A 23,161-nucleotide genomic window follows, 5' to 3' on the forward strand; every position below is an offset into this window, starting at 1 on the left:
TATGTTGCAACACGCTGACAATACAGAAACAACCCGGCTTAAAGCGCATATCGACACTATCGATCAACTTGCCAATCAAGCCTCAGAAACCAACTACTTTGGCTTACAGGATGTGTGCTTATTAATCTTAGAAGCACTGAACGAACGTCTGCATAATGAAATACCGGCTATAACAACAGAACTTGACTTATGCCTACAAAATTTTCCGGTGCGTGTCGTCGAATATCTACAAAACACTGCCAATGCGGCCGAAAACATCATCAGTCTGCTAAAACACCCCGACCTCAATATCGCCTTGATTGACGATGAATTTACGCTATTAGAACAAACATTAACCGACGACAGCACCGCTCAGCACAGCTACACCGACTTAGTAACAGAAAACAATGCTTATGCAGCACAACATTACCCCGAAATTCGTACAACAGCCAACGACACACAAACACAGTACATAGAAAAGCACCTGAGTACACTGGAAAACTATGCCAATGAAGCCGCAGAGAAAGCGCAATACGGCTTGCAAGATGTGTGCTTGTTAATTATTGATGCCGTACAAACGCAACAAGCCGAAGCAAATCCTGTTGAACTGTTAACACTATTAGACAGCTTGCCCGTATTAATTAACCACTACAACCAAGATCCAGACAACGCAACAGATGCCTTACTGGCAGCACTCAACCAGCCAATATTAAATATTGCCCTGATTGATGACGAACAAAACATGCTGAGAACCTTGCTGATAGAAACCAGTACTGTACCGCAAGCGCTACCAGCCAACGATAACAATCCTGGCCTAGAAGCTGCTACTCACCCAACACTGCCCGCCGCCAGTTTAGAGTTAGTAGAACTGCTGGTTATGCAGGCACATCTCATCGAAAAACTATTAGACGAGATAATTTTTAATGACGATCTCAGCAGTCATTTAGAAAGCATTGATGATGAATTGGAGCGTTATATTAACGTCTCAAAAATAGCCGGTTTTGCAGGGCTAGCACAATTATGCGAGCACGTTCAGCATAACACGCAGTATTTTCATAGCCACCCAGATACATTTACGCCTCATCAGCAACAGCTCTTGCAAACTTGGATAGGCCACGTTAAGCATTACTTAGCCACATTTACCGAAGAAGATGCAGGATTAGCGCTAATAACGCACTTAAACGACTCACAATGGCCGGTAGCGCTCACACCGGACATTGCGCTAAAGGTATTAAACCACCTGCGCCACACAAATCTCAGTGCAGAACAAACGGCATTGCCCAAACGCACGCACTTAGCCAGTGACAACGATGTCTCATTAACTTTACCCAGCGATGTTAATCAAGAGCTACTGGGGATTTTGTTACACGAACTGCCCATTTATACACAAGAATTTTCCCAAGCCATACACAACTTGCAGCAAGACGGTAGCGCTGAGGATCTGAACGTTGCCCAACGTATCGCGCACACCCTAAAAGGTTCCGCTAATACCGTGGGTATTGGCGGTATTGCGGTATTAACGCACCATTTAGAAGACATTCTGGAAGCCTACGCTAAAGCGCATAAAATGCCAGGCAGCGCCGCCATTAATGTATTAATTGATGCCGCCGATTGCTTGGAAGCCATGAGCGAATTCCTTATTGGCATGAGCCAGCAACCGCCCGATGGCGCTCGTCAAATTTTACAAGAAATTTTAGATTGGGCTAATCAAATTGACCAAAGCGGCCTACCCGACCAAGAAGAGTCAACACCTCGCCAGCCAAGACCTGCTGCTGTTGAACACACTGCCAACACAACAGCAACCACGGGTCTAGGCGATGAATCATCGTCTATAAGTCAACAAACGGCCATGGTTCGCGTACCCAGTGAGCAAATCGACACCCTATTACGCATGTCGGGTGAAAGTCTTATTCTTAACAGTCAGGCCAACGAACGTTTACGCCGCCTTAAAGCACAACTGCTGGCAATGGATACCCAGTTTATTACTCTGCAACGCTTGAGTGACGAACTGGAACAATTAATAGACATTCAAGATTTAACCGGAAAAACCCTGAGCGGCATTGACCAAGAATTCGATAGCTTGGAAATGGATCAATACAACGAACTGTATACCACCAGCCGACGCTTGGTTGAGGCGGCCTTCGACGCACGCGAAATGAATTTGGATGCCAGAAGCGAACTGGAACACATGAGTGAAGTACTGGAATACCAGCAACGCCTGGTTATCGACACCCAAGGCGCGATTATGCAAACGCGCTTAGTACCGGTGGCTTCTATTACCTCTAGATTACAACGCACATTACGGCAAACCTGTCGTCTAACCGGTAAAAATAGCGAACTGAGCCTATCTGGCGAACAGCTGATGATTGATGGTGACGTACTGAACGCCATGATAGACCCGCTTATGCACATATTACGCAATGCGGTTGATCACGGTCTTGAAAGCGAAGCAGAACGTTTAGCCGCTGGCAAACCCTCAGTAGGACTGATTAATCTTGAGTTTGATCGTGAAGGTAATAATATTTTAGTGCGCTGCCGCGACGACGGACGTGGTTTAGATTTTGCCGCCATCCGTAATACAGCGGAACAGCGCGGCGTTATTCAACAAGACCAAGACGTTTCTGAAGAAGAACTCAAGCGTTTTATTTTGCGACCTAATTTTTCTACCCGTACCGAATCCACGCAAACCTCAGGACGCGGCGTGGGCATGAACGCAGTGCATTTCCAGGTTGTCTCACTGGGTGGCTCACTTAACTTGTATTCGCAACACGGCAAAGGTTTAACTATTGAACTCCGCATGCCGTTACCTATCAGTCGCTCTCATGCACTGTTGGCAATGGCCGGTACGTATCGAGTGGCCATTACCAGCAAAGGCCTTAAACAAATTTTGTATGCCGTAGCAGATGATTTTAGCAGTGTAGGCGGCGAACAAATACTGCATATGGAAGGTATCGACTACCCCGTTATATCACTGAACCGATTGTTACATGTTGCAGAAAACCGCAAGAAAAACCAACGCCACAGTGCCGTTTTGCTGATCGAACACGACGAAAAAACCAGCGCTGTGCTACTTGACAGTATCGCCGACAGCTTGGAACTGGTAATTAAAGATTTTGGCCATTACCTCAAAAAAATCCCTGGCTATATTGGCGCAGCCATTATGGGTGATGGTGCTGTAGCACCGGTTTTGGATATGCCCGCACTGCTTAGATTATCAGCACAAAGCACCAGCGCCTACGTTGAACCAGCCGAAATCATTGATCCTAGGGCGCTGTTATCCAAAGTATTAATCGTAGACGATTCCTTAAGCCAACGCCGTTCGCTAGAACAATTACTCAGTGACGCAGGCTTTGCGGTACACATTGCCCGTGACGGCATTGAAGCCATTGAATTACTCACAGAAGTTACGCCCGACATTATATTAACCGACTTGGAAATGCCACGCATGAACGGTATAGAATTGACGGCACATTTGCGCACGCAGGCACAGATAAAAAACCTGCCAATTATTATGATTACCTCACGTACCACACAAAAACATCATAAATTGGCAGAAGATGCAGGTGTTGATTTTTATTTAGTCAAACCAGTACGCGAAGACGATTTATTAAGCAAAATACAGTATCTCTTGCAAAAAAGAAATCAATAAAACGCCATGCTTAGTAGGTATGCAATACGACTATCCGCTTCAAATGGGGCACGGTGTAAAACTTAACCGTGCGCCCTAAGCCTGCTGCAATCTATAAGATAAACAAACAACCCAACATTACTCTCATTCATACACACTAAAACACGAGGCGCAAAACCATGATACAACAACATCTAAATCCCCTTAACCCACAGACTATTAAGCGACAAATGCTTTGCCTGTAAACAGCATCACCCTTAAAACCAAAGGACAATAAAACTATGAAACACGATAACACCAATCTGTTTACCGGACTTTCGCTAGGGCAAAAGCTACTGTTGCTCTGCGTTGTTGCGACCATACCCGTATTAATGCCTTTATACCTGTATTACAGTGGCCAAGAAAAATACATTGTTATTACCGAAACGGAACAGGTTGGTTTACAACCTGCAACGAATGCACTGCAAGTATTAAACGACGTACAAAAACACCGTGATTTGGCGTTTGCGGCCTTATCAGGTAACGAAAAAGCCGCCACCGAGCGTCAACAAGCCAAATTACGTGTCGATGAGAAAATTGCCAAATTTGACAAACTGGCTGCTAACTTCAATTACCCAGGCTTGGCCGCCGCCTGGTTAGCGTTTAAAGAAGAATGGGCAAAACAAACGATCAGCATTGAATCTAAAACCGTGACTGCGGAAAAAAGTTGGGAAATCCAGACACAGCTAGTACAACAAATTTTTGCTGTTCAAGATTCAATACTCGCTGGCTCTACTATGGATTTGGATCCTGACGCGGAAACCTATTATCTTATTCAAACCGTGATGGTAAACACACCGGCAACCGCTGAAGCGATGGCACAAACCCGTCATGTAGGCGCTGGCATATTAGCCAATGATACCGCTCGTTCAGAAGGTATTACTCAGCAAGACCGCCTGTTATTGTCGACTTTTATCAGCAAAACCGACGATTTAACCAAAACCAGCAAAAACTATATTGAACGTTCGGTTAAAAATTTCCCTGAGTTAAAAACCCGTATCTACGCCAAAACTCAAGAAGCTATCGCAGCCACCGAACAAACCAATAAACTCACCGCAACTGAACTGGTTAACGCAAAAACGGCGACCTACTCTGCACAAAATTATCTCAGCCAATACAATACAGCGATTGATCAGCAGTTTGCATTTATCAGCAGCGGTATTGATTCCATCAATAAAGAATTTGATCGTCAGATTAAAGCTACTCGTACTGCCTTGTACACCACGTTTTTTATCACCCTGGCGGTTATTGGCTTGGTATTTTTAATTGCGACTATATTTGCGCGTTATATTTCTAAATCGCTTACCAATCCTATCACTTACTTAGTAAATGTTATGGACAAAATGGCGGGCGGTGATACCAAAATACGCGCCAATATACAAAGTTTTGATGAAATTGGTGCGCTAGGTCGTCAGTTTGACATGATGATTGACCAACGCGAACTGGTTAATAATAAAATCACCCAAGAAAACGATCTATTGAATAACTCGGTTATTGATTTGCTACAAACGGTGGCAAGGTTGGCGCAAAAAGACTTAACAATTCGCGCGGTGGTAGCGGAAGACATTACCGGCCCCGTATCAGACGCGTTAAATATGTTAGCCGACGAAACCGGCAAGGTATTAAGCAAGGTAACAAAAATTGCGGCTAATGTTTCTAACGTATCTCGACAAATCCAAAGCCAATCGTCTGTGGTAATTAGTGTATCGTCTGATGAAAAGCGCGAAGTGGAACAAGCATCACAAGAACTGAATGACGCGTCTAAAGCCATGCTGGATATTGCCCAATCTGCGTTATCGTGTAACGAAGCGGCTGAAAAAGCCATCAACAATACCAACAAAGCCCAAGCAACGGTATTAAGTACTGTGCAAGGCATTACCGCCATTCGTGACACCATTCGCGAAACCGAAAAACGTATTAAACGTCTGGGTGAACGTTCACAAGAAATTGGCGGTATCGTTAACCTGATTAACGACATTGCGGAGCGTACCCATATTTTGGCGCTAAATGCGTCCATGCATGCAGCATCTGCCGGTGAAGCCGGTCGTGGTTTTGCGGTAATCGCCAACGAAGTACAAAAACTGGCGGAAAACTCTCGCGATGCGACCTCAAAAATTTCTGGTCTGGTCAACAATATTCAGGTAGAGACAGCGGATACGGTAACAACCATGAACGATGCGATCAGTCAGGTGGTACGCGGAACTGATTTGGCACAAAAAGCCGGTGAAGAAATGCGTGAAACCCGTGATACCACGGCAAACTTGGTACAACTGGTTAATCGTATTGCCGCAAGTTCTACACAACAATCACAAACTTCACTACGTTTGGTAGAACGAGCGCACACCATTCAAAAAAGCTCAGCACAAACCTACGATCAGTTACAAGCGCAAGGCATTGAAACTGACCGACTGGTAGAGCTATCAAAAGAACTGGTGGCTTCGGTAAGCGTATTTACACTGTCCAAATAAACACTTTACCAGCGCATAACGACTGACTCGATAGCCACTATCGAGTCAACATCTTGGTTACTGTATGTCGCACGGCATTAAAAATTGAACCCTATGCCTTACACATACTGTCAGTACTGAAATTATTTTTTAACTACTGATGTCTTTAGATTGTTTAAAGCTATCTTATTATGCGAAAATGACTAACAGGCTGGTTGTAAAAGAATTTTAGACATTACGTTAAGATCATGTCACGCAAACCTTACAACTTTACACCCAAAAACAACAAATAATACACTTGCAAGCGGCTTGCTTCACAACCTAGCCACTGACATTTAAGGCATAAAGTGTCGCTTATTTTTTACAATTACTCTAATAACAATACTAAACAATATAATTTTATTTTTTAAAATAACTACCATTCAATAGCTTACCGATTTAAAATAAAATAAGGCACACTATATGCTTAATAAATGTTACTAGTAATTGCACTCAGCATAATAAATTTTTTTTCTAAATACAGATAAAATAATTGGTGTATTGCAATTAACATAAATAACTAATATTTTTAATCCATTTAACACCTATGAGGGGCGAAAACCCGCCATTTTGATGAGACCAACAAAGCAACAGAAAACACAATTGCAGATTGCTCTCCTTGGCATGGATGAGCGTTCTTGTAAAATCATGACCATGTTTTTTAAGGGCCCGTGCGAGGGACATGCGGTCGTGGTTAAAGAAGACAATGCTACCGTAGCTATTATTGATACCCGCTTTGAACACGCCAGAGAATTATTGGAACAAAGCATCACGCAAGGGAAAATGCGCGCCATTATTGTTTTATCATCACAATTAGTCGACAGAATTAATCACGACAACGTCATATACCTTGATAAACCCATAACAGCCGAACCCATGTTTGAAGCACTGGATTGGGCAAAAGATATTAGCGAAGGAAAACAGCGCGGAAAACCTTTTCAAACTCACCGATTTTTAACACCCGCATCCGCAGCAACACCCCCCCCCGTGCAGGCAGCGGTTAAAAGCTTTCCTGCACCTGCACCTGCACCTTTACCTGTCGTCACTCACAACCAAGAACCGCCTCTTGAAAACAACGCAAAACCACCTGAGTTAACAACAGAAAAACCACCAACCGCTCAGCAAACACCGACTGTTACAAAAGAAACAACGGCTGCAAACACAGCCACGGATGCTCCCGTATCGATACAGATGCACGAGAGTGATTTTGCCGAAATTATAGGTACTGTACTTAATATTGACCTTACCGATCCCGCAAAACAGCGCACAGCAACCTACGACCCTGATAAATATTATCAGGGCTACGTACAGCGTGCCTTTAGTAAAGCAACCAATGAAAAACACGCTTTTCAGCTTACCTTAGGCTGGAATCCACTTATCATATTGCCGCAAAACAAACAGATATGGTGGGATGCCGACGACAAATTACTCAAAGCTGTTTCTGATATTGAAATTAATATTAACACTGCCGTCGCCACAAGCTTAAACCTAAGTGACTTAAATGAATCATTAATGGTGCCTGAAAAAAAACAGGATATGGATGCTTTTTTATGGAAACTGGCATTATGGAGCTCCAGAGGTCGCTACCCGCAAGCCATCGACATAGAAAGCCCTATTCAACTGAAAAGATGGCCTAACTTTACCCGCTATATTATCACTCCGCATGCGTTACGGATCTCTGCACTGCTGATAAAAGAAGGCCCCGATACCATGATAGGTATCGCTAATACCCTCAATATAGAGTTACGTTACGTTTCTATTTTTGTCAGTGCAACACACGCATTAGGTTTAATTCGTCAAATACCCAGCCCTAAAATAGATGAAATATTAATGCCTGTGTCACGTAAAAAATCCAATCCGCGAAAAAATGGCATCCTCAATAAAATTCTTAATAAATTACTTGGTCGCTAGCGCAAACCCGCCAATTTGTGCCAAACTAACCCACAGTTTTGCAAACTATTTCTTCAATCGTAAAAATCCAGCGACACCGTCACCACATAACTACGGATGCTACATGCGCACTACCATTATGTTAAGAAAACAACGCCTTCTCCTCCAGAGAGAAAATGCAAATAAGGCAATAAAAATACAGCATGAACGGTATTTTTATTGCCTTCAAGCCACCCCTCTCCAGTACGAACAGAAGCTTTTTTCTTTAACTGTGCTGATAGCGCATGTATAAAATAATTTTTACAGGCCCAGTAGGTGCAGGAAAAACCACAGCCATCGCTGCCATCAGTGACACACCGCCCATTAAAACCGATGTAGCGGCCAGTGATATGACCAAAACCCGAAAAAAAACCACAACCGTTGCCTTAGATTACGGTGTTATGGCGCTAGAAAGCGGCGAGAAAATACATTTGTATGGCACGCCAGGACAAGAGCGCTTTAACTTTATGTGGGATATTTTAAGATCAGGGGGCATAGGGCTGATTCTGTTACTGGACAGCACACGACCTGATCCCTTTAAGGATATGTGCTTTTTTCTAGAGCGTTTTCGAAGCTTTATTGAAGAAACCGGTATTGCTATCGGTGTCACGCAAATGGATTTAGACAGCCGATTCTGTATTGATGATTATTATCGCCAGTTAAAAAAATTAAATTTAAATCCGCCGATATTTTCCGTCGACGCACGCGTCAAACAAGATGTATCGTTGCTGATACAATCGCTCATGTATTCACTAGAACCCAGCTTAAAAACGGAATAAATTATGGCTAGCTATAAACTGGAAAACAGCCTCTATCTCTACCCGACACCTGCAGGCGCTTACTATGCTATAGCCTCAAACGAGGCCGATAAATCTCGACAGTTTTTATGCAGCTTATTGCAACAGCAACAAACACCGTCATTAAACATAGATAATCTCAAAATTTTGATGAATCTGGATAATGAAGAATCTTGTCTGGACTTGCTCTACCATTGCCAGCGTTTAGGCTGGGTGCAAGGCGTGCATGAGATATTGCATTTTCCACAACAACCCATGGAAAAACTATTGCCTGGCTTACTCACTAAGTTATCGCACACCGGCAAAGCCTTACTGGCAGATAATGAAGGGTTTTACTTGGCCAGTAGCGGTTTTCCGCATGAAGTTTCCGAAGAATTATCCGCACTCAGCGCTGAAATTGCTGTTGTTTACAACCGAAGGTCTGGGGTATTAATTAAAAATTTAGGCTTAGCCAGCAATGCCTGGGCCGTTATTGATGCGTCGGGTAACAGTAAAATTGGCTTTTGGCCGATTATGATAGGCGCACAACGCTTTCATATCGTCATTTCTGGACCACCCAGTTTTAACCAAGCAGAGTTTGTATCGTTAATCTGGGTATTAACCGTACGCTACGCAAAAACCGGTATTACTAAAGAATCCACCAACGCTAAAGCCTAATAGGCATGGAAAAAATAGTTATCTATTCAATGAAGTGTGGTAAAAGTCTAGGTTGAGACGACGTTAGCAACTTCAACACATAACGCACTACATCGTTGGGGTTCGTTACCTCACCCCAACCTAGAAAAAATGTCCGAGCTTAAAGGGCTAGTTCTATTTTAAGCGGCACTATTTTTGTCTCGCTTTAATATATTGCCAAAGTGCGAGACTTAAAAGCATCATTCCCACACGGTGTAAAAGATATTTTACAGCGTAACAACCTCATCACCTTGGCTAACCAATACCACATCGGCAGGGCGCATACCAAAAATACCTACCGCAACAACACCGGTAATATTATTAATGGTTTGTTCCCATTTAATAGCATCTCTTATATCCAAATTATGCACATCCAAAATATGATTATGGTTATCGGTTATAAAATCGCGCCACACTGGCTGACCACCGAGCTTGACGATTTCTCTGGCAACAAAACTTCTGGCCATAGGAACCACTTCAACCGGCAGTGGGAATTTACCTAATACATCAACACATTTAGAACCATCAGCAATACACACAAAGGTTTTACTGGCTGCGGCAATAATTTTTTCACGCGTTAATGCACCACCGCCACCTTTCACTAATTGCTTTAGCGGATTAATTTCATCCGCACCATCCACATAAACTTCAATTGTACCCACCGCATTTAAATCAAGTACCGGTATACCCAACTTTTTTAGCAACGCAGTACTGCCTTCAGAACTGGATACTGCACCTTCGATATCGGCTTTAATATCGGCTAAATAAGTAATAAAGTGGTTAACGGTGGAGCCTGTACCTACACCAATAATAGGTACATTTTTAACGTATTTTAAAGCAGCGTAGGCCACTTTTTGTTTTAATTCATCTTGGGTCATGATTTTGTCAGTGTAATAAAAGTTAAAAAACCTTACGATAATACCGCAGATAAAAAAAATCCTCAGCCCTTTTTTGGTCAGCAGCAATTTATTTTATAGGCTGCGCACCACAGCACTAAACTTACCCGTAGTACTTTTGGGAATGTGCTTGACTTGCTCAACCTTAATACGCATAACTTTGCCCAATAATTCTTGGGCTAACGCGATAACCTGTTGCTCATTTACTACATTACCACTGCTCAACACCAACAAAATACGCACCTCATCAGGCTTATCTTGTCTTATCTGTGACTCCAATACATGATCAAGTTTATCAAGCAACATGCAAGCCATGAACACTTTACTGCCATCAGGTTTAATCAGATAATCCGCCGTGCGCCCTATTACCTGTTCAATAACCGGAAAAGCACGCAGGCAAGGACAGCTGTAATCGGACTCCGCAAGCACCACTTCATCATCTAACGAATACCGGATCAGCGGCATCAGTAAGTTATCAAAGCCTGTACCCATTAAGGTATGCGTGCCATTATCTTGAGGTATTAATTCGGTAAAACCATAATCTGACAACAGATGATAATTGCCATATTCGCACGTACCCATCGCACTCACACGCTCAGAGCTACCATACCAATCAAAAATACGGCAACCAAAAGCCTGGGTAATAAGCTGATGCTGCTCATGCGTTAAGGTTTCACTGGAGGTAATAAAACATTTTAACGATTTACCCCGATAGCGTTGTCTTTTATTCAGCAAATAACGCGCTAAAAAGGCTAACGAGGACGAATAAGCCATGCCAAAAACAGGATCAAACGTTTCCATTGCCTGAATATAGGCCTGTGCATTACGTTCAGACAAATGAAAAGACGACATAAGAATGGTATTATCCGCCTTATTGTAACGCCAAAAAGGCGGCTGGGTGGCATCGCTAGCCACAATTTTATCGCCTCGCAACCACAAGCGCCGCTCTCCCAACTTCACCCCTGCCCAATGACATTGCCGAGCAATAAAAGCTTTTTCTCTATTAATGGCATGTAAATCTCGCCATAACTTAATTGGTGTACCGGTAGTACCACTGGTAACACTTGAAAAACGGTACGCTGTTGAATTGTCTGTCAACAAACGTTCGCCCGCCTGAACCACATCAAGCTTAGTGAGTACCGGAAGTCGCTGCATATCGGCAAGCGTTAAAAGTTGCTCAGGTGCAAAACCTGCCGCCGCAAATGACTCGCGGTAATACGGCACATGCATGGCGGCATGATGCACCAGCGCTTGCAAGCGCTTAAGTTGCAATTGCGCTAACGCATCACTGTCCAGCCATTGACTGTCTGCTATATCGTCTGCTGCTGCACCCGATGTTAAATTTTGTAAAACGCGTACCGCATAACCACGCGCGGACACCAAAGCATTTTGAAGCAGCGCAGGACTGTGCCTATAAATACGCGACGTGTACATAAACGCTAAACTTCCCAGTAACAAGATGTAATCAATAAGCGCCCATAATACACTACTCAACAAATATTAAGCACGGTCTAAAATAAGTCATTAAAACCGTCTATAGTTAAATGCGTTTCAATCACTGCTACGTCAGATTCAACACACACCCTAATCACCGAAATTGCTTGCTTTACCTCGTAGGCATTAGACATCCAGCCTAAAGGCAAAGCTTCGTCACCGTAAAATTGCTGTATCTGTAAATCAGTGCCCAAAAACGCCATATGCGCTGAAAATCGCTGACCTTTAATATAAAGATGATTACCCGACAACGCCAACGTCAGGGTGGCACCAAAATGCCAAAACTGTTCAACCTTATGAGAAACTTTACCAGATACCACGTCGTGTATAATTAAGCATCGTTGATCGGCATCAAAGCGCACACTGCGCTGGTGTTGCACAGGATCAGCAAGCCGCCGATAACCATCATGATGCCCCAAAAAATCAAATTGTGCGGCTGATGCCGGCAAGTGATCCACCGTGGCTTTAGCTTTGCGTGTCCACATAAAGCGTCCACCACTGACAGATTGATCAACACCGTCTACGCGCACGGTATTGTGTGCAGAAGTACCCCGAAAATAATCGCGCCACTTTAGTGTCTGCCCATACGAAAAAGTACCCGAATCAACCAAACACGCTTCACCCGCGACAGTCAGCGTAACGGCCAACGCATCCGCATGACCGTGCGCTGCAATAGCTAAATAGCCTACAGCTCCACAATCCACTAAACCCTTAATTTCAGTGGGCAGACCAAAATCAGTACCCAACACAAAATAACCGGCATCTGGAAATTGCCAATCGGTAGCGGTCGGCGCTATTGGGGCAATTTGGTTATATTGACCATTACCCAGCAACCATTTAACCGTATCGGTGGATACCTGCGTATGGTTATTAAAAACAGCATCACCCAGCGCTAATATCATCGCAACACGATTGTTAGCCGCGTGTGGCTCAAGCCGTAACACCATACCATCATCGGCATCGCCTATCTGGGGAATATGCCCCGCAACATCACGAATCGATCTCAAAAACCCTAATGCTTTGGACACCACTCGCCAAAAATCATCAGAAAATTTATCGCTATTGCGCTGAGCAACAATGCCCGCACTAAGCAAAAATTCCAATGTAAAAATATGATAAGCAAACGCCTGCTCTTTATTAACTCCCTCCGCAGAATACTGGCGTAGCACTTCGCGCTCAAGCCCCGCCATACTGGTTAACGCCCATTGTTTAGATTGTGACCAATATGGCCACGTCTTTGCAGCGACATAAAGCCCCGCTAGCTCGCCTATTAAATGATTATTGGCTGAGGAATACCGCGAAAAATGCCAGTTGATAAATTGACAATGCGCAAAAATACTTGCCAGCCACCGCGTCCGTAAGCGCTCGCCGCTTGGGTGTTGAAATAACGCTCCCTCCCATCCACCTAACATGTGCCAAATAAGACTCCAGTTAATCAAGCGGATACTAAGCTCCAAGGCGCTCGACCAATTAACGCCTGTTAAACGCGGACATTGTTCTAACCAGGCATTAATTTGTGCAGCAAGACCATAAAGATAACGTGAATCAGCACTGATAAGATAAGCCTGCGCTAAGCGCACCCAGTGCAAATGGCGATTTAATTCCCAAACATGCTTAATATCGCCTACTAACGCACGGTTACTAATAGCAATATCCGGCCCAAAGCTTAATGGCGCAACAATACCCGTTAAAGGATCACGATTCCAATCCGGTAAACTGCCCACATTAAATGGCTTGGCTGCAAATAAAATTACCCTGCCTGCAAGAATAGCATCGGCTTCTTGTAAATACGCTGCACCCTCTGTATTTGTGCAATCAAAAGTAACCATCGCCTCATGGTTAACCGGTGCGTTAAATTTAGGCATCAGCGTATTCAGTAGCCCGTATTTAAACGCTTTGGTAATACCAAGCTGTCTGATACGGTGAAAAACTTCTACTACCGACATACAGCGTAAGCGATTAATCATCCAGCGTAATTTATGCGGTAATAGATTCATAGCGATTTTTACCTTATTATCCACGTCATTGGCACTACGAAAAATGCTGTATTCATACCGATGTTATGCCAGACAAATCATCATAAAGTAGAGCAAGCCTATCTAATACGGAGCAACTGCTGTAATGATCTTCAATCAGTTGACGGGCGTTTTTAGCAAACTGTGTTCGCAATGCTTTATCGCCCAGCAATTGCCCTAACGCTGCCGCCAATTCAGCTACCTGACCCGGCTGCACTAACAAACCACTGATTTGATGATGAACAACACTGGGTATACCACCCACATTACTCACCACAATGGCCTTCCCCGCAGACATGGCTTCTAACATAGACATCGGTAAACCTTCCGCATGAGACGGCAAAGTAAAAATACAGGCTTTCTGTAGCTCCTGTGCTTTTTGCTCATTGTCTATCCAGCCCAGACATTCCACACACGCAGCAATACCCAAGGCTTGAGCGTTATACTGCACACTAGCAAAATCGCCCTCACCCGCTATAATCAACTTAATAGCGGGGTAAGTCGGTTTAAGTAAGGCTATCGCAGCTAATAATTCAAAGATCCCCTTCTGCGCGTCAATACGCCCTAAAAACAGAATACGTCCGTCTTGTTCATTACTGCCATCACATAAATCAGTTAAAACAACCGAATTAGCCAGTACCATTACCTTGGCTTTTGGGGCAAACTGACAAAGGAAGCCAGCCCATTGGTCTGACAATGCGATTACCTGTGAACTGCGTTCCAGTGTTGCACGTACAAAGGCTTGCATAACAGCACCCGATTCTTCAGTAACATAGCGCTTAAATCCGCCGCCGTGCAAATGAAAAATAGTTTTACATCCGAAACTTCTGGCCACTGCAAGCAACAACGCTTTTCTAATAAAACTGGCATGTGATGCCGCATGAACATGCACAATACACGGCCGGGAAAAAATACAATATTTGATAAGCTCAGCACCTGTTCTTACGAACAACACTAACTTTTTAAGTAAGCCGCTTTCGGCATGCGAACACAAATACCGCACTGCGTATTGCTGTAAAAAACCACTCGCCATGAAGACAGTAATCACCGAAGCAATACCGCCTTTACCCGCAGGGTCAGTACCTATCATAAGATTCATAAGCCTACCTTGACTAGCAACTTAAAAACAGAACAAAGTCAGTGATATTGCAGTAGCTTAGCTTGGTAGCCGCCATCTTGGTATCAAACGTAAACCATCAACCGCCCAAATATTTTCAGACCGAGACAGGGTGTGAGTGCGTAAAAAATCTTTACGCCACTGTGAATCCAATCGCGCTATTGGTGTTTCAGAAAAATGCTGCTTATCCAAACAATCTACACGATTTAATACAGTCGCTTTACCGTACTCGGTAGCACAATCTTGCGCGGGGCGATACAAAATACCATTTTCAATATACAGATTACCGGCTGGTCTAGCATTACGCGCATCGGATTTAACTGGATTTTCAGGATGTGCCTGCCAAGGCCCTAATGGTGAATCCGCAAAATACACATGCAATTCATCATGAACGCACGCTCCTTCATGCGCCATAGCAACAAACATCCACCACATGTCTTGGTATTCAATTAATGTGGCATCAACTGCACGCAGATCAGTTAATAATACCGCCGCCTGCTCCCAACGATCAGGAAATTGCAGGCATTTCCACAGCACCACATTACGTGCTGCACTGGATTCAGGCAGCATATAAAGCGCATTATGCCAGGAAAATACAAAAGGGTAAGAAAGGTGCTGATCACCTGACATAACAGGCTGTGATGCACTGTAAGTACCATCATTAAATAACTCAATAGCCGCTAAATGCCCACGTCCAGAAGCATACGGTAGTTCTTCTACCATTACCCAGCATCGCCCGTCATGCTCTACAGGAAAAGGATCTGCCCAAAAACACCCACTACCAGGGTCTAATACCCACTGGGCATGCATATCAAGACATTCATCTTTACTCAGTCCCGCAACAACAAACCATTGTTCTTTGTATATTATTTTACGTACAATCTTTTGCGCAATAGCTTTCGCTTCAGCAAATCGTGCATGACAAGCACTTGACTCAATCATCATGATTTCTGGTGTAATCGCGGGTAATAACGTTGTTTTACAATACGTAGTTAATACCCGAACCGGAAAATACGCGGCCTTTGCTAAGTTTGTCGCCACACCCCGCTTAACAACGAATGGCTCATGAAAGCCAAATGACTGATAAAGACACTGACACCTGCCATCTACAAAACGCACCCATAAACTCACTTCCAGTGGCAAATTTTTAGCTGCCGAATGACGCGCCGCCTTTAGTACATCAATATCGCGCCCTGCAAAACGAAAAAACCAAAAACCCAATCGGCCGTAGCCATATTGCTGACAAGCTTCAACTGGATTATCACCGTAATGTAAAATAACATCAGGCGTAAGTTGACTGGTCGCCACCAAAACCTCAACACCGCGTAAATTATTGATTGCGGCTACGCCTGCTTGTGCCCAGTTTGGCTGAGGCTCAGTTAAGCGAATAATTACCTTATGCGGTATTATGGCCATCAGAATCTCCGTTTCTGCGCTATCTTTTATTTTTACACCACAGGCGACAGCCATTAAGCAACCTATGTAAACAGTTTAATACTTTAATCCACCCAAAAAACGATGCTTAAAATTCTACTTTTGCAGTAATTCCTACCGTTTGAGCTTCGTAAGAACTATTTTCCTGGCTTGAATCACGATTTTCATGCTCAAACTTTAATGCCAATTCGGTATTTATCCAAGGATTGTAAATAAGATTTACCCCTAAATCCACAACCTCATCACTTCGGCGATTTCCCCCAATAGAATTAGGTGAGTCGCCTAAATAGTCCTGAGTTTCAAAAGACAAGGGTATTTCAAGTCTTATTTTTGTTGTTGGTACCCAGCTTGGGGTTATCCTCGCACCCGTGCTCAACACAAAGCTCGCATTTAGCGTAAAAGCCTGATCAACTTCCCGCCACGCCGAGAAAGCCAATGTTGTTTTTTCGCTGGGAATCCAATTAACATCAAGACGTGCTACCGCATCTGAAAAACCAATCTGATAAGTATCGCCATGCTCGTAGTCTTGTTGTAAATAACCAACTGAACCACCTATACGCAATTTATCACTGTATTTCCATTCGCCATCCACATGATAACTGGTTCGGAAAAACCCATTATCACCAGAATCAATAGATAGTGCGCTCCTCTTCGGATACTGTCCATCGGTAATAACCGCCCGAAAACCTATCATGGTTCTACTCAGATTACGATATTGCACACTGAATTCACCAATATTTTGAATTTGGTTACTTATTTCACGATCGTTTCCATCATAAAGCCATTCATTGCGTAAAAAACCGGCTTTCAAATAAATACTGGGTAGAATCTGGTATTCAGCGTTAGCAAAATAATTCTGTGAGGTCTGCAAGTTGTTTAAAGCTGCTCTGGTAGCGTTTAACTGTGCAAAACTTGCTAATGCTTCTTCATGCTTGTAGCCAATTTCACCTTTTAGCTTACTGCCCGCCACCCAATTCCACTGGGCAAGCACGTTATGTCCTAAATAATCAAGCTCACTAAAATTAGTAAACCAGTTGTGATTAACCTCACCTTTAATAATTAACTGCTGAAGGCTGTATCGCCAATCAACATTTAAACCGGCACGGATTTGATGAATAAAGCTAGTATCTGCGTTGTCTTGTGAACGTAATAAATTACTGTCATAAGAATGACTGCTGCCGACATAAGGCGTAAAGGTGTGATCCAGATTAGTCACTGCAAAGACTGACTGGCTAAATGCGACAGCCACAGCACTCAAAACCCCTGAACGATACAGATACCGAAATCGATCATCTGATTTATAATGACTCTTTAATGTTTTACCACAGTTATTGAAGGTTTTAAGGCAACTAATCACTGAATTATTCTCGTATTTTTAGAGTTCCATGGCAGAATTACTTCATTTACTACCAAAATTATTGCTTCTTTATTATTCCACAGGTCTTTGTAAACACATTGTGAAATAAGCATGGTTAAAAATCATTTATTATTGATCCAACCAAAATAGTGCCCGAATTTTCAAGTAAATTCTTCATGGCTTCCAATTTTAATAACCGTGTTTTATGTTGCCGTGCTAATAACACCGCCCCACCGGCTTTGGCAGCTAATAACTGAGCATCTGATCCTTGCGAACCTGCTGGCGTGTCCAAAAGAATCACATCATATTCGGTTGCTAATTGCTCTAAACACGGCGCTAAACGCCGACCAATCAGCTCTAACGGATTCGGTGGAATCGTACCTGCCGCCAGTACAGATAAATCTCTAAAGCCTGGAATTTGAGTAATAACCGAGTTATCGACACGTTCCGCTAGAAAATTAGACAAGCCTAATTTGCCATCAATATTAAATAATGTATGCTGTCGAGGTTGACGTAAATCAGCGTCAATCAATAAAGTACGCTCCCCTAATTGCGAAAATACAATAGCCAAATTAGCAGCAAAAAAACTACGTCCTTCGTTATTAATAGGGCTGACTATTGCCAAGGCCTTACGATTATCTGTAAACCAACGTAACATCAACTGACTACGAATCGCACGCAAGGTTTCAACCTGGGTGGAAAACGGTTTATACGCTGCAATTAACTCAAAACTTAAGCCGCCTTTACTATTAACCAAAAAAGGAAAATCAAATTGCTGTGCAAGTACTTGCTGAATGTCTTTTTCAGTGATTAATCCGAGTGCTTTGGCCGCTTCACCAAATAACATGCCTTTTTCTTTTTGCAAACGCAGTATTCTTTCTGCACCCGCCAGGGTAATTTTACCCGAATCCAGCAATAATCCACCGATTGTTAATGACTTCACAATACCGATCTCTTACTTGCAAAAAGCGATTTACGTTTTTTCTGCGCAGATAATACACCCAATACTGGTACGCCTAATTGTTCCGCCATATCAATCGGCGACCTTAATCGTCTATCCAATAATTCTGCAATAAAAGCCATACCAATACCCAATAATGTACCTAAAAATACTGACAATAAAATATTCAGCGTAACATTAGGTTTTGCAGAATTTTGTGGCATAAGCGCTGGATTTAAAATAGCAATATTTGATTGACTGGCTTCACTTTCCATACGAGTTTGCACCGAACGCTGCATGGCATTGTCGTAAAATTTTTGCGCATTTTCAACCTCTCTGTTTAATACAGAAATTTCATTTTGTTGCTGTTTTAACTGCAAAACTTTTTCTTTTTGATCACCTAATGCAGAAAGTAATCGTTCATCACGTTGTTGTGCGGTCGTAGCGTTATTACCAATACTCTCAAGTACGGTATTTATTTCTTGATCAATTTTATCTTTTAAGCTGATCATTTCCGCATATGCCTGTTTATATTGCGGGTGATTTTTGTCCACACGTTTAGAAACTTCTGCAAATTTAGCTTCAGCACGCGCCAAGTCACCCTTCAAAGTCTGAACAAACGTGCTACTGAGTACTTCTTCAATGGATTCATACGAATCGCCTTTCTGAGCAGGACTTTCAAATTGCCGTTTTCTCTTAGATAATAATAGCTGATTTTTTCGAGAAAGCATTTCATAAGTATGTGATTGGCTATCTACCAATTGTTTTGATATTTCTGCCAAGCGATCATTTTCAAGATCAACTTTTTCACTCATCACCACAATGCCATGTTTTTGCTGGTAATCTGATAGTTTATTCTGCGCTTGTTCAAGACGCTCACGAAAAAAAGACAACTGCTCATCAAACCAATCTGCATTTTGTCTTGCCGGCTGAGCCCGTAACTCAATATTAGTATCAATATATGCCTTCGCAAAAGCATTACTGACATCCGCCGACAACTGCGGGTCTTTCGCGGAAAAATTCAGCTTAATAACACTGCTTTCTCGTGACGGTAAAACCTCTAAGTGTTTAATAAGATGCTCAGCAACCCAATCACGCATATCACCTTTATAGTGTTTAGCATCAAAGCCTTTCGCCAACAAAGTATTTTCTGTTAAACGCAGCATATCAACCACTTTAACTGCCACATTATGACTGGTAATAATATCTACTTGCGTGCCAAGATATGAACTGGCAACTTGAGACGCAATACTTGCCCCCGAAACCGGATCAACATTCCATTGATCAACGACCAACGAGGCTGTCGCAATGTATTGTTTTGGCATGCGCAAGGTCAGTGCCGTAATTGTACCGACCGTTAACAACAAAATCGTAATAATTAAATATTTACGCGAATAGAGGATAATCAGAATTTGCTGAAAATTCATAATACTATCCTTATAAAATTAAAACCAACGCTCGTCAATAACAATAACATCATCTTTTTGCACCAAATCGGTCAATTTGACATCTATAGTTTGTACTCCCATTTTTTCTGTAGTGCGCTTAATAACCATGTCACGCTCAGTACCGCGATTAGTTAAACCACCACCCAGTGACAACGCTTGCGCCACCGTTAGTTTAGACTCGACACGATAACTACCAGGGTGCTGTACTTCACCATAGATATAAAACATCGGTGCTTTAGGAATATAAATAATATCGCCTTGTTGCACAGGTAATAAATCAGTTTTCTTTGTTGACTCAAATATTTCGCGTAAATTAACAACTTGACGAGTAATAGCTCCCACGTTACTGGTTACATCCCCTGCTGGACTACGGTGCGCAACAATAACTTTTTCGTCACCCAGATCGGTTATACCACCGGCACTGGCAATAACATCCACTAAAGTGTTGGCAGAATCCAAATTATATCGTCCAGGACTATGAACTTGGCCTAACACAGAAACCTGCTGACTTTTATATTCTGTAATCATAACCGTAACTTGTGGATCAATAATAAATCCACCACTTTTCAACAATCGCGCCAATTCACGCTCAGTCTCAAAGGTTGTTTTACCTGCAACAATCACCTCCCCAATTAATGGAAAGCTAATGCGTCCATCTGTTGAAACTCTTGTTTCAGTTTTTAAATCTTCGTAGCCATACACCATGATGCGCAACGCATCATCAGCACCTATGACATAATCAGCTGATGCTGTTTTGATTTGCATTGCCATCAAAAAAAACACGGCCAAAAACATCGCAAATGATTTTTGCGTAAAATTCATTATTTGCTCCCCGCTAAGTTATCGATAAAACTAATAAGCATTTCGATCTTTAATTATGACGCAGATCGTCTTTAAAATAATATAAAAATCAAATGGTAAAGACCAGTTTCTTAAGTAATCCAGATCAAAATCAATTCTAGCTTCCATTTTTTCAAGTAATTCCGTTTCACCTCTACACCCATTCACCTGCGCCCATCCTGTGATGCCCGGCTTAACTTTATGGCGAATCATATAACCTTTAATTTGTTTTCTATATAATTCATTGTGAACAACGGCATGTGGCCTTGGCCCCACAATACTCATGCGACCTTGCAGCACATTGACAAACTGAGGCAATTCATCAAGCGAGGTTTTTCTCAAGAAAGCACCTAATGCGGTAATCCTCAAATCATTTCTAACCGCCTGCGTCACTAAATCCCCATTTTCACTGACTGTCATGCTGCGAAATTTATAAACGACTATTTCGCCACCGTCTAATCCATACCGCCGTTGTTTAAAAATCACCGGCCCAGATGAGTCCAGTTTAACCCCTAGCGAAATTAGCAGCAACAACGGACTAATTAAAATCAAAATTAACACCGACAAAACCACGTCACTGATTCGCTTAACAAAACCATTCACACCTGCAAAAGGTGTTTCACACACAGCAACAATAGGAATCTCCTGGATAGCACTGATGTTTGCTTGTATCAAATCGTATAAAAACACATCTGGGACAAAATAAATAGACACCGTGGTATCTCGTAACTCATCCAGTAAAAACATAATGCGTGGCTGATCCGTCATCGGTGCAGCAATATAAACCTGATTAACCTGATGTTTTTTTACAAAATCTGCCACTTTGCATAATTTCCCTAACAGTTTTTCTACCGGCATTCCCGTGTCAACATGTAAACGATTAGACTCGCGATCATCAAAAAAACCCAGACAATTAACGCCATATACAGGATGCTCAGCAAACCGAGCGGCGAGCCGCAAACTCAGATCGTTAACACTGACGATGACTGCACTGTTTAAATTTTCACCCGATATGGATACACGATCAAGTACATAACGCGCCGCCAATTGCGCCAATACAATCATAAAAGGCGTAATAATAAACCAGTTAATTAACAGCTCACGCGAAGACTCACCAACTATTTTTGAAAAATAACCAATAAGCGCCATAACAACAACAACAACAAACCAACGCAAAAATATCGCGCCAACTGTATGCGCCCAAAAAGCCTTTAAACTTGAAGTCAAATCAACACTGTCCAGTAGCTTGGCAACCACTAAAAAAGCAAATAACGCCAATATAAATAACTGCCCTTCAAACGGAAATCCGTAATACTGAGCAATCAATATAAGTGTTTCAACAGCAACTAAAGGATTTAGAATTTGCCCTATAACAAAAAGAAGTGGTCGTTCATTGATCTTCATATATTATTATCATCCTTGTCTAATTTGGGCAGATTTTGTCGCTACCGCCCTTAAATCTATTTTCAGTGTTCCCCCTTCAAAATCTGCGTTACAAATAACACTCAGGGCGATCCATCAAGCCATAAAATTGAGGAAACGATGCTATGGTCAATTAAAAACGCTGAACTAGCAATCCGTATAAGTACCTATATTTAAGTTTTTATGAACGACAATTGTAATTATTTGTCGCGACAAAACAACACTAATCACTTATCGTAAAAACTATTGACACACACTCAATAAGCTGTTGATTAAAAATAAATACACCAGCATTATTTTATGTATTTTATTTAAAAAAATACCCTATTGCATTCAAGAATAAAAATTTGTCAATTCTGACTAAAGTTTTTGTAAGTATTCACCTCCCCCTTTTTCAAAAGAGGGGAACTGAATGATTACGCGTTTTTCAAATACGCAAAGCAAACGCGTTAGACACTTCTTCCCTCTTTAAGAAAACGAGGTGGGAGAGGATTTAATCTAACAAACCCAACTTAACGCCAAGCTAATATTATTTTTTATTACCCATTCGTTACCCGTAAAAGCAACCTAAAAAACACAGTTATGGCTACTTTTACAATCAATACGATAAAATTTATTCAACCTACACTTTATGGCTTTTATTGCCTGCACAAACATCGAATTTT

At 42.3% G+C, this 23,161-nt stretch carries 15 protein-coding genes; 5 read left to right on the forward strand and 10 right to left on the reverse strand.

The genetic code is table 11. The features are described 5' to 3' along the window. The first annotated feature begins 1 nt into the window (after position 1). The 5 genes from CRENPOLYSF2_RS12890 to CRENPOLYSF2_RS12910 all read left to right on the forward strand — a co-directional run bounded on the left by CRENPOLYSF2_RS12890 (position 2) and on the right by CRENPOLYSF2_RS12910 (position 9,515). Positions 2 to 3,628: a hybrid sensor histidine kinase/response regulator gene (locus tag CRENPOLYSF2_RS12890; RefSeq protein ID WP_087144358.1), complete on the forward strand. Its 3,627-nt coding sequence runs from the start codon at positions 2 to 4 to the stop codon at positions 3,626 to 3,628. A 260-nt stretch (positions 3,629 to 3,888) separates the two neighbouring features. Continuing rightward, positions 3,889 to 6,114 carry a methyl-accepting chemotaxis protein gene (locus CRENPOLYSF2_RS12895; protein ID WP_087144359.1) on the forward strand — a complete coding sequence of 742 codons (2,226 nt, stop codon included), beginning with the start codon at positions 3,889 to 3,891 and terminating at the stop codon, positions 6,112 to 6,114. A 591-nt stretch (positions 6,115 to 6,705) separates the two neighbouring features. Next, positions 6,706 to 8,043 carry a hypothetical protein gene (locus CRENPOLYSF2_RS12900; RefSeq protein WP_087144360.1) on the forward strand — a complete coding sequence of 446 codons (1,338 nt, stop codon included), beginning with the start codon at positions 6,706 to 6,708 and terminating at the stop codon, positions 8,041 to 8,043. A gap of 263 nt (positions 8,044 to 8,306) precedes the next feature. Further along, positions 8,307 to 8,840 (forward strand): GTP-binding protein, encoded by a 534-nt coding sequence (locus CRENPOLYSF2_RS12905; RefSeq protein ID WP_087144361.1) that lies wholly within the window; start codon positions 8,307 to 8,309, stop codon positions 8,838 to 8,840. Between the two features lie 3 nt (positions 8,841 to 8,843). Continuing rightward, positions 8,844 to 9,515: a hypothetical protein gene (locus tag CRENPOLYSF2_RS12910; protein WP_087144362.1), complete on the forward strand. Its 672-nt coding sequence runs from the start codon at positions 8,844 to 8,846 to the stop codon at positions 9,513 to 9,515. 245 nt (positions 9,516 to 9,760) lie between these two features. Here CRENPOLYSF2_RS12910 and rpiA read toward each other — a convergent pair whose 3' ends face one another. The 10 genes from rpiA to CRENPOLYSF2_RS12960 all read right to left on the reverse strand — a co-directional run bounded on the left by rpiA (position 9,761) and on the right by CRENPOLYSF2_RS12960 (position 22,478). Beyond that, positions 9,761 to 10,411 carry a ribose-5-phosphate isomerase RpiA gene (gene rpiA / locus CRENPOLYSF2_RS12915; RefSeq protein ID WP_087144363.1) on the reverse strand — a complete coding sequence of 217 codons (651 nt, stop codon included), beginning with the start codon at positions 10,409 to 10,411 and terminating at the stop codon, positions 9,761 to 9,763. A 93-nt stretch (positions 10,412 to 10,504) separates the two neighbouring features. Then, positions 10,505 to 11,863 (reverse strand): phenylacetate--CoA ligase family protein, encoded by a 1,359-nt coding sequence (locus tag CRENPOLYSF2_RS12920; protein WP_087144364.1) that lies wholly within the window; start codon positions 11,861 to 11,863, stop codon positions 10,505 to 10,507. Positions 11,864 to 11,940: 77 nt separating this feature from the next. After that, the gene (locus tag CRENPOLYSF2_RS12925; RefSeq protein ID WP_087144365.1) at positions 11,941 to 13,920 is read right to left on the reverse strand and encodes a heparinase II/III family protein; all 1,980 of its coding nucleotides are present in this window, start codon (positions 13,918 to 13,920) and stop codon (positions 11,941 to 11,943) included. A gap of 52 nt (positions 13,921 to 13,972) precedes the next feature. Further along, positions 13,973 to 15,037: a glycosyltransferase family 4 protein gene (locus CRENPOLYSF2_RS12930; protein ID WP_087144366.1), complete on the reverse strand. Its 1,065-nt coding sequence runs from the start codon at positions 15,035 to 15,037 to the stop codon at positions 13,973 to 13,975. Between the two features lie 57 nt (positions 15,038 to 15,094). Then, complete coding sequence (locus CRENPOLYSF2_RS12935; protein ID WP_087144367.1) at positions 15,095 to 16,525, reverse strand: glucosamine inositolphosphorylceramide transferase family protein; 1,431 nt, start codon at positions 16,523 to 16,525, stop codon at positions 15,095 to 15,097. Between the two features lie 52 nt (positions 16,526 to 16,577). Next, the gene (locus CRENPOLYSF2_RS12940) at positions 16,578 to 17,738 is read right to left on the reverse strand and encodes an outer membrane beta-barrel protein (RefSeq protein WP_176371125.1); all 1,161 of its coding nucleotides are present in this window, start codon (positions 17,736 to 17,738) and stop codon (positions 16,578 to 16,580) included. Positions 17,739 to 17,961: 223 nt separating this feature from the next. Beyond that, entirely contained in the window at positions 17,962 to 18,789 is an 828-nt protein-coding gene (gene epsG / locus CRENPOLYSF2_RS12945; RefSeq protein ID WP_217884113.1) for a chain length determinant protein tyrosine kinase EpsG, read from the reverse strand. Then, positions 18,786 to 20,213 (reverse strand): chain length determinant protein EpsF, encoded by a 1,428-nt coding sequence (gene epsF / locus CRENPOLYSF2_RS12950; RefSeq protein WP_087144370.1) that lies wholly within the window; start codon positions 20,211 to 20,213, stop codon positions 18,786 to 18,788. Before epsF ends, epsG begins: the two co-directional genes overlap by 4 nt. 18 nt (positions 20,214 to 20,231) lie before the next feature. Continuing rightward, the gene (gene epsE / locus CRENPOLYSF2_RS12955) at positions 20,232 to 21,056 is read right to left on the reverse strand and encodes a polysaccharide export protein EpsE (RefSeq protein ID WP_087144371.1); all 825 of its coding nucleotides are present in this window, start codon (positions 21,054 to 21,056) and stop codon (positions 20,232 to 20,234) included. A gap of 30 nt (positions 21,057 to 21,086) precedes the next feature. After that, a complete protein-coding gene (locus CRENPOLYSF2_RS12960) occupies positions 21,087 to 22,478 on the reverse strand; it encodes an undecaprenyl-phosphate glucose phosphotransferase (RefSeq protein ID WP_087144372.1) in 1,392 nt (463 codons plus the stop codon). Positions 22,479 to 23,161 lie beyond the last annotated feature (683 nt).

Source organism: Crenothrix polyspora (genome assembly GCF_900163755.1).
In the GTDB taxonomy this organism is placed as follows: Bacteria; Pseudomonadota; Gammaproteobacteria; order Methylococcales; family Methylomonadaceae; genus Crenothrix; species Crenothrix polyspora.

Excerpts from the sequence above, each read along its gene's own strand:
- CRENPOLYSF2_RS12910 (WP_087144362.1), top strand. The coding sequence starts at position 8,844 with ATGGCTAGCTATAAACTGGAAAACAGCCTCTATCTCTACCCGACACCT.
- CRENPOLYSF2_RS12895 (WP_087144359.1), top strand. The coding sequence starts at position 3,889 with ATGAAACACGATAACACCAATCTGTTTACCGGACTTTCGCTAGGGCAA.
- CRENPOLYSF2_RS12930 (WP_087144366.1), bottom strand. The coding sequence starts at position 15,037 with ATGAATCTTATGATAGGTACTGACCCTGCGGGTAAAGGCGGTATTGCT.
- CRENPOLYSF2_RS12905 (WP_087144361.1), top strand. The coding sequence starts at position 8,307 with ATGTATAAAATAATTTTTACAGGCCCAGTAGGTGCAGGAAAAACCACA.
- epsF (WP_087144370.1), bottom strand. The coding sequence starts at position 20,213 with ATGAATTTTCAGCAAATTCTGATTATCCTCTATTCGCGTAAATATTTA.
- epsE (WP_087144371.1), bottom strand. The coding sequence starts at position 21,056 with ATGAATTTTACGCAAAAATCATTTGCGATGTTTTTGGCCGTGTTTTTT.
- CRENPOLYSF2_RS12935 (WP_087144367.1), bottom strand. The coding sequence starts at position 16,525 with ATGGCTGTCGCCTGTGGTGTAAAAATAAAAGATAGCGCAGAAACGGAG.
- CRENPOLYSF2_RS12900 (WP_087144360.1), top strand. The coding sequence starts at position 6,706 with ATGAGACCAACAAAGCAACAGAAAACACAATTGCAGATTGCTCTCCTT.
- CRENPOLYSF2_RS12920 (WP_087144364.1), bottom strand. The coding sequence starts at position 11,863 with ATGTACACGTCGCGTATTTATAGGCACAGTCCTGCGCTGCTTCAAAAT.
- CRENPOLYSF2_RS12960 (WP_087144372.1), bottom strand. The coding sequence starts at position 22,478 with ATGAAGATCAATGAACGACCACTTCTTTTTGTTATAGGGCAAATTCTA.
- rpiA (WP_087144363.1), bottom strand. The coding sequence starts at position 10,411 with ATGACCCAAGATGAATTAAAACAAAAAGTGGCCTACGCTGCTTTAAAA.
- CRENPOLYSF2_RS12890 (WP_087144358.1), top strand. The coding sequence starts at position 2 with ATGTTGCAACACGCTGACAATACAGAAACAACCCGGCTTAAAGCGCAT.
- CRENPOLYSF2_RS12925 (WP_087144365.1), bottom strand. The coding sequence starts at position 13,920 with ATGAATCTATTACCGCATAAATTACGCTGGATGATTAATCGCTTACGC.